Raw genomic sequence first — 14,267 nt, forward strand, 5'->3', positions numbered from 1 at the left:
CGCTAAATGCCCGTCGCCGCGAATGTGTGGCCATCGGGATCAAGGTCGCGAAGGTCGCGACCGCGGGTCTCCTTGCCGTAAATCGCCACCAGGACCATCGCGACGAAAGTGGGAACGATAACGGCCACGGCGACGACGGCGAGCGGCGGTACCAGTGCAAGGATCGCGAGAAACTGCGCGAAGACGCCGCCAGCCTTCGTGCAGGCCGCAACCGTCCCGGTTGTCCGGCCGCGAATCCGCAGGGGAAAGCTTTCGGCGGCATAAGGGAGGATCATCGCAATCAATGCGTTGGTCCCGACAATCAGCAAGGCGACCGGCAGTACCGGGCTGCTTTCGCTGGAGGATTCGAGCCACAGCACGCCGGCGAGCCCAGCGAGAGTGAGGCCCAGCGACGTGACGACTGACCACTTCGTGCTCCACGCACTGTAAAGGTAGGCGACAACGAAGACCGTCGGGAAGGCGATCAGCGCCGATTCCGCCAGCAGCTTGCTTGAGACGCTCACGCTGTGGCCCTTGGCGACGAGGTCAGCCGGAAGCCACAGTAGCAATCCGAAGTTGATCAGTCCGAAGCAGGCGGCTGCAAGGCTCAAGGCAAACAGTTTGCCGAAGAATGCCGGGCCGGTGAGTGCGACTGATTGGCCACGTTGTAGGGCAATTTGCTCCGCAACCCGGACGTGGCGGGCATTCGAGCCGAACCGCTCCATTACTTGCCGCGCCTCTTGGCGCCGGCCGCGTGCCAAGAGGAACTTGGCGGACTCCGGGATGAAAGCGCCCAGGAGGACAAGCGAGAGACCCGTAGGAAGATTCAGGATCCACAGGATGCGCCATCCGAAGAATGGCTGGAGCAACGCCGAGAAACCGCTCGCCGCGAAATAGCCGCCGACGGCGCCGAGGCCGCCGACGAGGACGAGGCTCCAACCCCGGTGCTTGCTCGGCATCATCTCAGCCAGGAGCGCGTAGGTCACCGGAAGCATCCCCCCGGCGGCCGCCCCCATCATGAAGCACATGCCGACATTCCACGCGAGCGAGGGCATCGCGCCGCAAATCGACGTACCAACGAACATTACTGCTGAAAGCAGGATCGAGGCTTTCCTCCCGTAAATGTCCGCAAGAATGCCCCAGACGATAGACCCGACGACCGTGCCGACGAGCGCAGAGAACGGGAAGAGTGAGACGGTGCTCTTGGTTACCCGATATTCGCTCATCATACCTGGAAGCGTGAAGCCGAGCGTCGCCGGCTTCATGATGTCGATGATGAGGGCAATGACCAGCACGGCCATCAACATCCAGTGGGCGCGGCCGAGCGGTGCGTCTTCGGGTGGGGTGACTACTATATCTTGGGAAGCTGCGAGCTGGCTGGCGATGTCGCGTGGAAGCAAGCCGTAAGCAGCTATCCCGATGCCACCCACGATGGCGATCATGCCAAGAATCATGTCCCAACCGATCGGCATTCCAGCGAGGACGAAATGGTTGTGCCGGCCCATCAAGAACATCGGCGCATGCATGAGGACGCCGCCCGTCACCGCGATGACGCCCAATGCGAAGGCCCAAACCCCGCGCCGGTCTGAAAGGGTGCTAGTGCTGATCATGTTTCCTGGTCCGCGGATAGCGGCTCGGCTCCCGCTGTCAAAAGTCCTTCAGTTGTCAGTCGCGCGTATGTTAGCCCGAACAGCGAGGGACACGAGAATCTGACAATGCACACGACTCCCCTACCACTCATCGCCGGTTGCTGCGCGGCACCGCCCGCAAGCTCCGCCGCTTGAGCAATTGCCCGCCGCTAGCCGGAGTCGAGCTCGGCGGGACCAAATGCGTCGTGATTCTGGCGCGAGGGCCGGACGAAATCCTGGGGCGGGAAAGCGTGCCGACGACGACACCGGGCGAAACGCTTGATACAGTCGCCGAAATACTCCTCGGCTGGCAGCGCGAGCGCGGGTTGGGCGCGTTGGGCATCGCGAGCTTCGGGCCCGTCTGCCTCAACCCGAACTCGCCGAATTGGGGCCATATCGTCACGACGACGAAGCCGGGTTGGAGCGACACGAGCATCGCGTCCCGCTTGGGCGAGAGGCTGGGCGTTCCGGTTGCATTCCAGACCGACGTAAACGGCGCGGCGTTGGCCGAGATGCGTTGGGGCGCGGGACAGGGCATGCGCGACTTCGCTTACATTACCGTTGGCACGGGCGTTGGCGTAGGCTTGATCGTTAACGGAGAACCGACGCGAGGCTTCCTTCATTCGGAATTGGGCCATATTCGCGTCGCCCAGCGTGCCGGCGATGAATGGACGGGCGCGTGCCCGTTTCACGGTGCATGCGTCGAGGGCCTGGCATCTGGCCCAGCGATCAAGGCCCGGGTCGCTCCTCGAGTCATCGACGAGCTATCAAACGACGATCCTGTTTGGGATTCGGTGGCCTGGGCGATCGCGCAAGCGTGCCACGTCATTGTCTGTGCCGCGGCACCTGGCTCGATAGCCGTCGGCGGCGGCGTTCTTGAACGGCAGCCTCATCTGCTACAGCGGATCGAACCGCTGCTCGTTCAATCTCTCGGCGGGTACATGAGATTGCCGGTGGAGGGCGGCTACGTTCGGGCGCCCGCACTGGGTTCGAATGCAGGCCCGCTAGGCGCAATCGCGCTTGCTATGACGGTCCAGCCGTAGCCCCGATCAATAGCCTACCGCCGGAGCTTTCCAGCCTGTCGTTCGGCTCCAGGAGAAGCACATCACCTGGGCCGGCAATCTCCGTGCCCGACTGCACCTCGGCTTCGAGAGGTATGATCCAACGACGCTGACCCAGAAGCGCGTCAGATGTCGACTGAAGTAAGACGAAATGCTGGCTGGCGACCAAGAGCCGCTCGTCGGTCCCGGACAAATGTTGCACCAGCCCATTCGGGAAAGGACCTGAGTTCGAAACGGCAATGCCGTCGTCCAGATGCAGTTCGCGCGGGCGGCCATAATCGTAAAGGCGATAGGTCACGTCGGCATTCTGCTGGAATTCAAGCAGCGAAATATCGGCGCCAATCGCGTGGATGGTCCCCGAGGGAACGAACACGAAATCCCCGGAATTCACCGGCCGCCAGTTGATCAGCTCTTCGATTGATCCGTCGAGCGCAGCGGCGCGGAGTTCGTACTTGTTCACTTCACGCTTCAGCCCCAGTCCGAGCGTCGCTGCGGGACCTGCGTCGAGGATGTACCAGCATTCGCTCTTGCCCTGCGCGAGCCCGCGAGCGCGCGCTTGCTCGTCATTGGGGTGAACTTGGATGGAGAGCCGCTCGCTCGTGAAAATGTACTTGGCGAGGAGCGGCAGGTCTTCGCCGTTTGTGTACCAAACTTCGCCGATCCGCTCGTCCGACGGCGCGTCGAATATCGGCGGAAGCTCGGTGCGGCCCCAGGGCTTTTCGACGAAGCGCCGATTGAGCTTCATGCGCGCGGTGGGCCGAAAAGGCGTTTGAGGATCGGCTCGATCACCGTCGCCATGGCGTCGTATCCAGCCTCCGCCGGGTGCACGCCGTCGCTTGCAAGACCTTGTTTCATCGCACCGCTGCCATCGTCGAGAACGGGCCGATAGTCGACCCATGTCGCGCCAATCTCACGAGCATATTTCTCGAGCCAGCCGTTGATTTGAGCGATGCGCGACCGCGCCTCGATCTCTGGTCGCCAGGGAAGAGAGGCGGCGGGAGGGATGGGGGCGAGCAAGACGTTGATCCCGTGCCGCTGCGCGATATCGACCATCGCGCGGATATTGTCTTCTGTCATGCGGGCGGTCATCGGGCCGGTGTTGCCGGCGATATCGTTGGTCCCTGCCATGATGTGAACCGCCTTGGGTTTCAGGGCGACGACGTCGCTGAACATGCGCAAAGCCATCTGCGAGGTCGTCTGCCCGCCGATGCCGCGATCGATCCGGCCAGAGGAGAAGAAACCCGGCCGTTTGTCGTACCAGCCCTCGGTAATCGAATCTCCCATGAACACGATGTCGACTGGGCGGCCGGACGCGAGAAGCGCCGCATTGTCCTTGGCGTAATAGCCGACCATCCCGAAGTCCCGCAGCAGCCAGCCTCTAAACCAGGCGTTCCAGTCGACGCCAGGAGGTGCGCGCTCGGCGGCGATCAAAGGAAGGCCTAACGTCGCCTGGAGGATCCGCCGACGGCTGATCATATACGGTCCAGCAGCGAACAGATTTCCGGCCGAAGCGCACCTTGCGGCGTCACGCCGGCGGCGCTGAAAAGCACATGTGAAGGCCGCGAGGCCGTGAAGGGCGGCCATTGAGGCATGTTGCCGCCGTTCGGGTTTCCGCTGCGAATGAAGTTCAGCCAGTAGGGCTTGAGCTGAAGACCCGGGGCGTATTCCAATGTCCCGAACGCATATGAAATCTCGGCGGCATGCGCGGTCTTCCCGCCGCCGGGCACTGAATCGAACTCGTAATGCCAGACCGGGGCCCCCTTAACGGCCCAGATGGTCGCGAGGCGTGTCGCCGGGCACCGGAACGTAATGTCGGTTGCTATCTGGACGTTGCGCGAACCAAGGCGGGGATCTTCGGGCGGGTCGGCCTCATCGAGCTTGTAATAAGCCCGGGCGGCCTGGCTGTTCCGCTCGAAGGATCTCGCGACCAATGAATCCCGGTGCGGCGGGCCCCCAGGAAGTTCAAGTTCGATGCGGTTGGAGCCGATGATGATCGGCTTGGCGGGCGCCTCCTGCAGCAATTGCCGAACGGACTTCGAAATGACCGAACCGTCGGTGGTCGTCCGCAGCCACATGAAATCATCGGCCTCCAACGTATCGTCGTGCAGCTTCAAGTCGGCGGCAAGGACTGCCGCGGGCGAAGCGCGACGAAGCTTCGCAAGGTCACCACCCGTGTTGAGCAGCGCATCCGCCTGATCGCCGATCATCTCCGCATCGTGCAAGCTGCGCTGCGTCAGCCCGAACAGGGGTGTTCCGCTCTCCATGATCGCACGGGCGAAAAGCGGACGCGCCGCAGGCGCCGCGAGCATGAGGCTAACATCCTGCGATCCTGCCGATTCCCCAGCGATGGTGACGTTCGCAGGATCGCCGCCAAACTTGGCGATGTTCCGCTGCACCCACTTCAGCGCGGCGATCTGGTCCATCAAGCCGTAGTTGCCTGACGCGCCTTGTTCCGCCGTCAGCTTCCGATGCGAGAGGAATCCGAACATGCCGAGCCGATAGCGAACGCCAACGATGATTACCTTCTCGCCGACGTCGGAAAAGATGATGTCGTTGGGCCCGCCAGCGCGATTGCTGCCACCGTGGATCCAGACCAGCACTGGCAGCTTGCCGGACATGGAAGGGGTACGGACGTCGAGAGTCAGGCAGTCCTCGTTGCCGATCACGAAGTCGGCATGATTCCAGCCCTGGTCGTTCTGAATGCAGGAAGCCGGCTGATCGAGGCTCTCGCGTACTCCGGCCCAGACGCGGACGGGCTGCGGCGGCTTCCAACGCAAGTCGCCAACCGGTGGTGCCGCGAAGGGTATCCCCCGGAACAGCAAGCCACCGTTCCACGCCTTTCCCTGAATGCTGCCGCCATCCACCTTGACGACCGGCGCCTTGGGTTCGGTGCAAGAAACCAGAATTAGGGCGGAGAAGGCGACGAGGAGAGGTTTAAGCAACCGCCGCTCCCGTTCGTGACGTCTCAACGTTAGCGCTAACTCGCTGCCTTGTGCGACGGATTTTTCGATGCCAAGTCTGTGGCCAAAGCGCAAATCGATCGAGGGGAAAACGAGTGCAGCAACAGCGGCAGTCCGCCGGCGTCACCGGTGCATTCATCATTGTCACCTGCCTGTTCTTCGCCTGGGGCTTTATTACCGCCCTGAATGATCCACTCGTCGCGGCCGTCAAAGGTATCTTCACCCTGAGCCGGTTCGAGGCGCAGTTCATCGCCTTCGCATTCTTCATTGCATATGGGCTTATTTCATTCCCTGCGGCGGCTTTGCTTTCGCGCACCCGAGCGATGTCGTCGATCGTCATGGCGTTGGTGACGATGATCGCCGGATGTGCGCTGATACTGCTGGCGGCGAACCTCGCGGTTTTCCCGCTCGTTCTCGTCGGCCTGTTCGTGCTGGCGAGCGGAATTACCATCTTGCAGGTGGCGGCCAACCCGCTCGTCGCGGCGCTTGGTAATCCAGACTACAGCCACTTCCGACTGACGTTTAGCCAGACGTTCAACTCGCTCGGCACGTTCATCGCGCCAATCCTTGGAGCGCACCTCTTCCTGAAGGGCGTCGAGGTGAAGGAAGGGACAGTCATCACGCCAGAAGTCCGGGCCCACGCGCTTGCCGGCATCGACATGGCCTATCTCTGGCTATGCGGCCTCATCGCTCTTCTGACGATCTTCATGTTCTTGTCCCGTCGCACTGTGACGTCGGCGCTTCCCAACGCGCCGCAGAGGACGTCGCAACAGAGCATTGGCTCCCTGATTAGTGATGCGCTTAGCTCGCGCTGGGCGATGTTCGGCGGTCTCGCGATCTTTCTCTATGTTGGCGCCGAGGTTTCGATCGGGACGCAGATGACCGCGTTTCTGAACGACAACGCGATCTGGGGACTGTCCGACGCGCCATTCAGCGTGCCGCTGCTAGGAGCCACGATGGGAAGCGACGGCATTCACGGCGTCTCGGTCGAAGAAGCAGGCAAGGCCGTCGCCTTCTACTGGGGCGGTGCCATGGTGGGCCGCGCGGTTGGTTCAGCGCTACTCGCGCGCTTCAACGCTTCCGGCCTGCTGGCCACCTTTACAGCGATCGCCTGCGCCATGTGCGTTTACGTCGCGGCAGTCGGCGGCGTGTCGGCTGGCTTTGTGGCCCTGTGCATCGGCCTGTTCAACTCGATCATGTTTCCGGTGATTTTCACCATCACGCTTGAGCGCTCATCGGCCAGCGCCGAGGCGACTTCCGGCTTGCTCTGCACGGCGATTGTCGGCGGCGCGTTGGTGCCATTGCTGGTCGGCAAGTTCTCGGAGCTGACGAGCTATCACGCGGCGCTAATCATTCCGGCGCTTTGCTATGCCGTGCTCTGCATGTTCGCCGTCGCGTCGCGGCGTGCGCAAGTACATCTGCGTGAAGAGCCCGCCGCCGCGTCGATTCACTAGGCGGCGGCCAGCTTCCGATCGATGGTCTGGCTTGCGTCCGGGAGGCGCTTTGCCGCGTACTCGTAGTTGCGCGCGAGTTCCGACATTGCATGCACTACTTCTCGACCGGGCATGGCGTCGACTAGCGGATCGCCTCGCTATTTCATGCGGTACGGAGTCCAATCGCCAAGCACGCACCAGGGCCCAGGAATTATCGCGCCGGGCTCGATCCCGCGGATTCGATCTCCGCGGCAATATTGATTGCCCTGCGCCATGACCTCCAGCGTATTCAGTTCTCGGATCCCGGGGCAGGAGCCAGGCAGCTTGTTCACATAGATTGTGCGGCCGGTGCCATAGGCGAGGGTGCTCGAATCTATGATGCGGATGTTTTGAGACTGGTAGTTGTTGATGCAGGTCTTCGGCGCCTCGGCGACATGGCCGGCAAGCTCTCTGGCAAACGAATCCTGCGCAGGCTGAGCCGGTCGCGTGCAGCTCAAGACCCCAACAGCGGCGATCACGATCAGTTTACGCATGGTGCTTCTCCCTTCGCCAATTGGCGCTTGGAACGTTCGTCATTCCTTGGGGCCAGAGACCTGAGACACGACGAAGTGCATGGGCCTTGTACCACGAAAGCGGCGTGAGCGAGGATCAGGTGTGGCGCGCTTCATTTGCATTGGTGCCGAGCCTCACTTAGCTGGGCCAGAAGGGGTGCGTTGATGCCGAGGCCAAGCCGGCGCGGGCGAGGGGCGATCACGATCGAGGACGTCGCGCGCGCAGCGGGCGTCTCGGCGATGACCGTGTCCCGAGTCATCAACCAGGGCCGCAACGTCCGTGAGTCTACGCGGACCGCCGTCCTCGACGCGATCGAGAGCCTCAACTACTCACCGAACACCGCAGCGCGAAGCCTGGCGGCGGGCCGCGCAGCCCATATCGGCCTGCTCTATGCAAACCCGAGCGCGGCCTATTTATCGCAATTCCTGATCGGTGCGCTTCACGCGGCGCGTAGCGCGGGCGTTCACCTCGTCATCGAGTCCTGCGAGTCCTGCGAATCCGAGGATGCGAACGCGCAGGCCGAAGTCACGCGCTGCTTTGCCACCAGCGACGTCGAAGGCGTTGTACTGCCCCCGCCGCTTTCAGAATCGCAACCGATCCTCGCTGAACTCGACTCCATGCAGATCCCCTTCGTCACGGTCGCGATGGGCGCGCCCAATGAGCAGAGCCTCAATGTACGCATCGACGATTATGCGGCAGCCATGGAGATGACTCGCTACCTTCTCAAACTCGGGCATCGAGAAATTGGGTTCATCAAGGGACATCCCAATCACGTGGCCAGCCACGACCGTTTCCGAGGTTTCTGTGATGCGCTGTCGGCGGCCGGCGTCGATCCCGATAAGGCCGCGGTCGAGCAAGGTTATTTCAGCTATCGCTCCGGGCTGATTGCAGGTGACCGCATCCTGTCCCGCGCCGAACGTCCGACAGCCGTTTTCGCGAGCAACGATGATATGGCCGCTGCGACGATCAGCGTCGCGCACCGCCGCGGCCTCGATGTTCCGGAGGATATCAGCATTGTCGGGTTTGATGACACGGCGCTGGCGACGAGCGTCTGGCCCGAACTGACGACGGTCAGACAGCCTATCTCGGCGATGGCTGAAGCGGCGCTGGAGCTTCTCATCACCGATCTACGCCGGCGCCGCTCGGGCGCACCGCACAAAGCAGCGGAACGCGTCCTCAGCCATGCCCTGATCATCCGAGAATCTTGCGGGCCGCCGCCAAGCCAGTATCGAAGCAAGGCTCGGAAGGCTTCCAGGGGCAGTTAAGGTCGTTGCGCGGCGCAACCCATTTGAGGTTTTCGCCGCCGCAGCTTCACCGCCCACGGCGGGTTGCGCAAGCCTGGTGCAATCGCGAAAAGGCGCCGAACGGCCCGCGCGCCTTTGGAGACCAGCACGACATGAAGTTCTTCGCCGATACCGCCGAGATTTCGGAAATTCGCGAGCTTGCCGAAACCGGATTGCTCGATGGCGTGACGACTAACCCAACCTTGATCCACAAGTCGGGCCGAAACTTCCTCGAAGTCGTCAAGGAAATCGCCGGCATCGTTGCGGGCCCGGTCTCGGCCGAGGTCGTCGCGCTCGATCATGGAGGCATGATGCGGGAGGCCGAAGTGCTGCGCCGGATCGCTGACAATGTCGCGATCAAGGTTCCGCTGACGCCGGATGGGCTCAAGACCTGCAAAGCGCTCACGAGCGAGGGCACGATGGTCAATGTGACGCTTTGTTTCTCCGCCGCGCAGGCGCTTCTCGCTGCCAAGGCGGGCGCGACCTTCATCTCGCCCTTCGTCGGTCGACACGACGATGTCGGTTTCGATGGAATGGCGCTGATTGCCGACATCCGGCTAATCTACGACAATTACGATTACGAGACGCAGATCCTGGTTGCCAGCGTCCGCCATCCAATGCACGTCGTTGAGGCAGCCAAGATCGGCGCTGACGTCATGACGGCGCCGCCCAAGATCATCCACCAGTTGTTCAAGCACCCGCTCACCGACAACGGAATCGCGAGCTTCCTCAAGGACTGGGAACAGACCGGCCAGAAGATCTGAGGAAAGGAAGTGGTGGACGCACTAGGGCTCGAACCTAGGACCCGCTGATTAAGAGTCAGCTGCTCTACCAACTGAGCTATGCGTCCACTGCCGTGAGGCGAAGCTCCCTGCGTCAAAAGCGCTCTGGAGCGGCGCGCCGGTAGCATGGGCCTAGTTGGGGCGCAACCGCAGTCTTTCAACCTTTTCAGGCGAGACGCGATACGGTGCGCTGCTGGCGCTCCAATGCCATGAGCAGGCCGAGGCACAACATCACTGTCATCACGGCCGATCCGCCGAAGCTGACGAGGGGCAGGGGAACGCCAACAACGGGCGCCAGTCCCATCACCATCATCAGGTTGATCGACACGTAGAAAAAGATCGTTGCTGAAAGACCAGCGGCGGCCAGTTGACCGAAACGGGTTCGCGAATTCTGGCTCACTCGCATGCCCCAGCGGATCACGGCGCCAAACGCGCAGATCAGGAGGATCCCGCCGACCAGGCCCCATTCTTCCGCCATTGTCGCGAACACGAAATCGGTGTGGCCCTCTGGAAGATAATCTAGGTGGCTCTGGCTGCCGTGAAGGAAGCCTTTGCCCCATATGCCGCCGGATCCGATCGCGATCTTCGACTGCGCGATGTGGTAGCCGGCGCCAAGTGGATCGCTTTCGGGGTCGAGGAAAACGTCGATGCGCTTGCGTTGATAGCCGTGCATCATCGAGTAGACGATCGGTGCAGCCACCGCGACCGCGGCTGCTGGCCCGGCGAACAGCCACCAGGGCAGACCGGCAAGGAACATGACGGTGACGCCGCACAGCATCACCATGATGCAGGTACCAAGATCGGGCTGGACGAGGATCAGGAAGGCGGGAACGCCAAGCAGAAGCATCGCCGGCCAGATCGCGCGCCATTTCCGGATCTCGGCAGCGGGAACGAGTTCGTAGAAGCGGGCAAGCGTGAGCACGATCGCAGGCTTCATGAATTCCGACGGCTGGAGCCTGATCGGTCCGAGGTCGAGCCATCTTTGTGCGCCCTTGCTGACAAACCCGAGCGCCTCGACGCCGATCAGCATCACGAGAGTGACCGCGTAGAGCGGAAAGGCGATCGCCTTGATCGTGGTCTCCTTCATCCATGACATGCCGACGGCGATGCCAAGAAAACCGGTGAAGACAATTGCCTGCTTCATCGCCCATGGCTGGATTGAGCCGCCGGCCGCGGAATACAGAACGATCAAGCCGAAGGTGGCGATGCCCGCGACGAGGAAAATTAGCCGCCAGGGCAGCCGCGCCAACGGCTTCGGAATGATGGCGGAGGTGATCATGCCTTGGTCGGCGGCAAGGCAGGCAGGCCGTTCGCGCTTCGCCAACTGGCCGTCTTGCGCGCGTTCCGCTCCTCGAGCGTCCCGCCGATGCCTTGCTCAAAGCTCTGCAAGTTCGCGAGCGCCTTCTGTTTGTCGTAGAGAAACAGCAGCGTGTCGCGGATCAGCGGCGCCGCTACGGCTGCGCCGAAGCCGCCATGCTCAACGATGGCCGCGGCTGCGTAGCGCGGATTGTTGAAAGGCACGAAGCCCATGAACAGAGAATGGTCCCGCAGCTTCCAGAGCGCGGCCGTGTAGTTTCCGCGTTCGGCGTCGCTCAGGCGGTGGGTCTGCGCCGTTCCGGTCTTGCCCGCCATCTGGATCCCGTCGAGCGGGAGCTTGGCCGCGGCGGCCGTGCCGTGATCGACGACATTGGCCATTGCCTGCCGGATGAAGGTCAGGTGGTCGGCGTCGACCTCAAGATGCTCTTGCGGCGCGACCGGCTTATTCTTGAGCAGGCGCGGGATCACCCGCTTCCCGGTCGCGAGCCGCGCCGCCATGACGGCGAGCTGCATCGGGTTGATGAGCACCATGCCCTGGCCGATCGACATGTTGATCGTGTCGTAGGTTTGCCACTGGCGATGATACTTGCGCATCATCCACTCCGGGTCCGGAACCGTACCATAGCGCTGATTGTCGAAGGGCAGGTCGAACTTCTCGCCGAAGCCCATCGAGCGGATCATCGGCGCGAGCTTCTCGGCGCCCACGCGGCGGCACATGTCGTAGAAATAGATATCGCAGCTGTGAACGATCGCCGCGTCCATATCGACCGGCCCGTGGCGCTTGTCGCAGTGGAAGACGTGATTGCCGAGCGGGTAGGAGCCAGTGCAATTGACGCGCTGCTTACGGTCGATGCCGGCGTTGAGCAGCGCCATCGCCATCGACGGCTTGATGGTCGAGCCTGACGGGTAAAGACTCTCGAGCGCCTTATCGACCAACGGTAGATGGTCGTCTCCCGACAGCATCTTCCACTCGTTCCTGCTGATGCCATCCGAGAAATTGTTGGGGTCGAAAGAGGGCATCGACGGCATCGCCAAGATGTCGCCTTCGTTCACGTCCAGAACGACGACCGAACACGACTGCTCGCCGATGCGCCGCGCAGTATATTCGTGAAGGTCGGCGTCGATGGTCAGCTGGACCGTTCCGCCGCTCCGGTCGGGCTTCGCTTCCAGTTCCTTGACCAGCTTGCCATGCGCCGTGACCTCGACACGCTGGCCGCCAGGCTCACCGCGAAGGGTAGATTCAAGCGTTTGTTCAAGACCTTCCTTGCCGATTTTCACGCCTGGAATCAGCAGGAGGGGGTTCTTGTGTTCCTTCTCATATTCGGCAGCGGAGGCAGTGCCGACATAGCCGACGAGCTGGCCGACGGCGGATCCGGCAGGATAGAAGCGGGTGAAGCCTCGCGAAGCTGCGACACCAGGAAGTTCAGGTCCGCGGACGGTAACCGCGGCATATTTTTCGTAGGAGATGTTGTCGGAGACGGAGACCGGCTGGAAGCCGCGCGAAACGGCAAGCTCGCGGTTGATGCGCTCAACCTCGTCCGGCGGAAGCTCAAGCAGCTTGGCGAGCTGCGCGACGACCTTCGGTCCATCGACGAGCTGCTGGGGAATGATATCGACGCGGAAGCTGGCCTTGTTGATGGCGATCGGTTTGTTGTTGCGGTCGACGATCCAGCCGCGACGGGGCGGGACGGGGATGAGCTGCACGCGGTTGCTCTCGGACAGCAATTGATACTTTGCGTTCTGCGCGATCGACAGCCAGCCCATCCGGCCGATCAAGAGAGCGCCGACACCCGCCTGGGCGCCGCCAAGCAACATCATCCGGCGAGAGAAGGTAATCGACTGGTGAGCGTTGGTGAATCGCACGTGTTTCACCGCCGTAGCCTCCAGGCGTCGATGCGGGAAACAGTCCAGGCGCTCAGTGGGAAGACGCAGATCGAAATGACGATTGCCGGGACCATCGCCAGAAACGGCACGTCAGCCCCCAGCAGGCGGGCAAGCCGCCATTGTAGCCATTCGTCGGTCGTCAGCAGCACTGCGGCCAGTACCCACTCTATCCAGTAATCGCGCCACATCGTCCGGCGGTCGATCAAATCGAGCACCAGCATCGTCGTGGCCCACAAAGTCACTGAGAACCCTATCAGATTCCCCGTGAACAGGTCGTTGACGAGACCCAAGGCCGCTGCCCACCAAGGGGGAAACGGGTCCGCCCGAAGCAACCGCCAGCTGATCAGCACCAGGTAGCCGAAATCCGGATACCAGCCGCTCATCGAGATGATGGGAAGCGCGGAAAGGAACGATGCCGCCACGACCGAGGCGGCTGGGACAAAAGGAGCGTAAGGGGCGGGATCGCGACCCAGCCGGGTGCGGCCGGTAAGTGCGGCGCGCGCCATCAGGGCGCCTCGTCCGGCGCAGGAGCGGACTCCGCAGCGACGGCCGCTGGCTCGAATGGCGGTTCGACGATGGCGAAGCTGATGTTCGACGGGTCGGCGAGAGGCACGGCGACTGCGCCGTCATCGTCCAGCTTCACGATGCGCGCGATCGGCACCAGCGGAGGATAGAGCCCGCCGGTCCCCGAGGTGATGATGATGTCGCCGCGCTTAAATGGGTTGCGGCCGACTTCGAGAGGACGAACATCGATCGTCCCATCACCCCGGCCTTGGGCAATCACTGCAATTCCGCCGCGAAGCAGGCGGGCAGGCACGATATTCGCCCGGTCGGATACGAGCAGGACGCGTGATGCCAGCGCGCCGGCGTCAATGATGCGCCCCACCAGTCCGTCTGCTGAGCGGACCGGCATGCCGACCTGAACGCCGTCCTTTGCACCGACCGAGAGGATGGCGAAGCGGCGAGGGCTATTGAATGATGAGCCGACGATGCGACCGGTAGCGACCGCGTCTTCCTGACGCTCGCGCAACTGAAGCGTGGCTTTCAGCTGCCGGTTTTCCTGGAGGATGGCCTTCGCTTCGACCATCCGGCGCAGCATAACTTCGCGCTCGCGCTTCAACTTCCCGTTCTGGTTGGCCGCGTCCCAATAATCGCCGGCGCCGGAGAACATGCCTCCGGCGGTCGCGGTAACTTCATGAAGCGCACCGGCGACGGGGCCAGTGACATCAAGTGCGGCGCCGCGAACGTTCTGAAAGGCCTTGGGTGCGACGAGAGACATCGTCAGCAGGATCAAGCCGACGACGATCCCCGCAACGACCGCAAGGAAGCTGAAGAAGAGCCCGTACTGGGCTCTACGCGACCAGCCGGGACGCGCGGTCGCCACCGGT

At 62.5% G+C, this 14,267-nt stretch carries 13 protein-coding genes and 1 tRNA gene; 4 read left to right on the forward strand and 10 right to left on the reverse strand.

What is annotated here, in order from left to right:
- Positions 1 to 2: 2 nt before the first annotated feature.
- The gene (locus ABD704_RS00475; protein ID WP_344697733.1) at positions 3 to 1,589 is read right to left on the reverse strand and encodes an MFS transporter; all 1,587 of its coding nucleotides are present in this window, start codon (positions 1,587 to 1,589) and stop codon (positions 3 to 5) included.
- A 224-nt stretch (positions 1,590 to 1,813) separates the two neighbouring features.
- Between ABD704_RS00475 and ABD704_RS00480 the strand changes: the two genes are divergently transcribed.
- Positions 1,814 to 2,650 carry an ROK family protein gene (locus tag ABD704_RS00480; RefSeq protein WP_344697734.1) on the forward strand — a complete coding sequence of 279 codons (837 nt, stop codon included), beginning with the start codon at positions 1,814 to 1,816 and terminating at the stop codon, positions 2,648 to 2,650.
- Here ABD704_RS00480 and ABD704_RS00485 read toward each other — a convergent pair.
- From ABD704_RS00485 to ABD704_RS00495, 3 genes are read right to left on the reverse strand one after another with little or no spacing between them, the layout of a single operon-like run.
- Positions 2,631 to 3,413 carry a type I phosphomannose isomerase catalytic subunit gene (locus ABD704_RS00485; protein WP_344697735.1) on the reverse strand — a complete coding sequence of 261 codons (783 nt, stop codon included), beginning with the start codon at positions 3,411 to 3,413 and terminating at the stop codon, positions 2,631 to 2,633. The two genes, ABD704_RS00480 and ABD704_RS00485, sit on opposite strands and share 20 nt — an antisense overlap.
- Positions 3,410 to 4,144 carry a GDSL-type esterase/lipase family protein gene (locus ABD704_RS00490; protein WP_344697737.1) on the reverse strand — a complete coding sequence of 245 codons (735 nt, stop codon included), beginning with the start codon at positions 4,142 to 4,144 and terminating at the stop codon, positions 3,410 to 3,412. Before ABD704_RS00490 ends, ABD704_RS00485 begins: the two co-directional genes overlap by 4 nt.
- Positions 4,141 to 5,610, reverse strand: a complete 1,470-nt coding sequence (locus tag ABD704_RS00495; protein WP_344697738.1) for a carboxylesterase/lipase family protein — start codon at positions 5,608 to 5,610, stop codon at positions 4,141 to 4,143. Before ABD704_RS00495 ends, ABD704_RS00490 begins: the two co-directional genes overlap by 4 nt.
- A 113-nt stretch (positions 5,611 to 5,723) precedes the next feature.
- Here ABD704_RS00495 and ABD704_RS00500 point away from each other — a divergent pair, with 113 nt between their 5' ends.
- Positions 5,724 to 7,082, forward strand: coding sequence for an MFS transporter (locus ABD704_RS00500; RefSeq protein WP_344697739.1), 1,359 nt, complete (start codon positions 5,724 to 5,726; stop codon positions 7,080 to 7,082).
- Positions 7,083 to 7,219: 137 nt separating this feature from the next.
- Here ABD704_RS00500 and ABD704_RS00505 read toward each other — a convergent pair whose 3' ends face one another.
- Positions 7,220 to 7,594 (reverse strand): hypothetical protein, encoded by a 375-nt coding sequence (locus ABD704_RS00505; protein ID WP_344697740.1) that lies wholly within the window; start codon positions 7,592 to 7,594, stop codon positions 7,220 to 7,222.
- A gap of 183 nt (positions 7,595 to 7,777) precedes the next feature.
- Here ABD704_RS00505 and ABD704_RS00510 point away from each other — a divergent pair, with 183 nt between their 5' ends.
- Together ABD704_RS00510 and fsa are read left to right on the forward strand one after the other, a co-directional pair.
- Positions 7,778 to 8,878 (forward strand): LacI family DNA-binding transcriptional regulator, encoded by a 1,101-nt coding sequence (locus ABD704_RS00510; protein ID WP_344697741.1) that lies wholly within the window; start codon positions 7,778 to 7,780, stop codon positions 8,876 to 8,878.
- A 131-nt stretch (positions 8,879 to 9,009) separates the two neighbouring features.
- Positions 9,010 to 9,660 (forward strand): fructose-6-phosphate aldolase, encoded by a 651-nt coding sequence (fsa, locus tag ABD704_RS00515; RefSeq protein WP_344697742.1) that lies wholly within the window; start codon positions 9,010 to 9,012, stop codon positions 9,658 to 9,660.
- Positions 9,661 to 9,670: 10 nt separating this feature from the next.
- On the opposite strand, the gene ABD704_RS00520 is transcribed toward fsa, so the two are convergent.
- The 5 genes from ABD704_RS00520 to ABD704_RS00540 form a co-directional block, all read right to left on the reverse strand.
- Positions 9,671 to 9,746 (reverse strand) — tRNA-Lys (locus ABD704_RS00520).
- 98 nt (positions 9,747 to 9,844) lie between these two features.
- Positions 9,845 to 10,957 carry a rod shape-determining protein RodA gene (gene rodA / locus ABD704_RS00525; RefSeq protein ID WP_344697743.1) on the reverse strand — a complete coding sequence of 371 codons (1,113 nt, stop codon included), beginning with the start codon at positions 10,955 to 10,957 and terminating at the stop codon, positions 9,845 to 9,847.
- On the reverse strand, positions 10,954 to 12,867 hold the full coding sequence (mrdA, locus tag ABD704_RS00530; RefSeq protein ID WP_344697744.1) for a penicillin-binding protein 2: 1,914 nt from the start codon (positions 12,865 to 12,867) through the stop codon (positions 10,954 to 10,956). Before mrdA ends, rodA begins: the two co-directional genes overlap by 4 nt.
- Entirely contained in the window at positions 12,864 to 13,385 is a 522-nt protein-coding gene (mreD, locus tag ABD704_RS00535) for a rod shape-determining protein MreD (protein WP_344697745.1), read from the reverse strand. Before mreD ends, mrdA begins: the two co-directional genes overlap by 4 nt.
- The gene (locus tag ABD704_RS00540; RefSeq protein WP_344697746.1) at positions 13,385 to 14,263 is read right to left on the reverse strand and encodes a rod shape-determining protein MreC; all 879 of its coding nucleotides are present in this window, start codon (positions 14,261 to 14,263) and stop codon (positions 13,385 to 13,387) included. The genes mreD and ABD704_RS00540 overlap by 1 nt, the downstream gene beginning before the upstream one ends.
- Positions 14,264 to 14,267 lie beyond the last annotated feature (4 nt).

Source organism: Sphingomonas limnosediminicola (assembly GCF_039537965.1).
GTDB lineage: Bacteria > Pseudomonadota > Alphaproteobacteria > Sphingomonadales > Sphingomonadaceae > Sphingomicrobium > Sphingomicrobium limnosediminicola.

Bases quoted from the DNA above. Each gene is read 5' to 3' on its own strand.
- rodA (WP_344697743.1), bottom strand. From the start codon at position 10,957: ATGATCACCTCCGCCATCATTCCGAAGCCGTTGGCGCGGCTGCCCTGG.
- ABD704_RS00485 (WP_344697735.1), bottom strand. From the start codon at position 3,413: ATGAAGCTCAATCGGCGCTTCGTCGAAAAGCCCTGGGGCCGCACCGAG.
- ABD704_RS00490 (WP_344697737.1), bottom strand. From the start codon at position 4,144: ATGATCAGCCGTCGGCGGATCCTCCAGGCGACGTTAGGCCTTCCTTTG.
- mreD (WP_344697745.1), bottom strand. From the start codon at position 13,385: ATGGCGCGCGCCGCACTTACCGGCCGCACCCGGCTGGGTCGCGATCCC.
- ABD704_RS00505 (WP_344697740.1), bottom strand. From the start codon at position 7,594: ATGCGTAAACTGATCGTGATCGCCGCTGTTGGGGTCTTGAGCTGCACG.
- ABD704_RS00475 (WP_344697733.1), bottom strand. From the start codon at position 1,589: ATGATCAGCACTAGCACCCTTTCAGACCGGCGCGGGGTTTGGGCCTTC.
- fsa (WP_344697742.1), top strand. From the start codon at position 9,010: ATGAAGTTCTTCGCCGATACCGCCGAGATTTCGGAAATTCGCGAGCTT.
- ABD704_RS00510 (WP_344697741.1), top strand. From the start codon at position 7,778: ATGCCGAGGCCAAGCCGGCGCGGGCGAGGGGCGATCACGATCGAGGAC.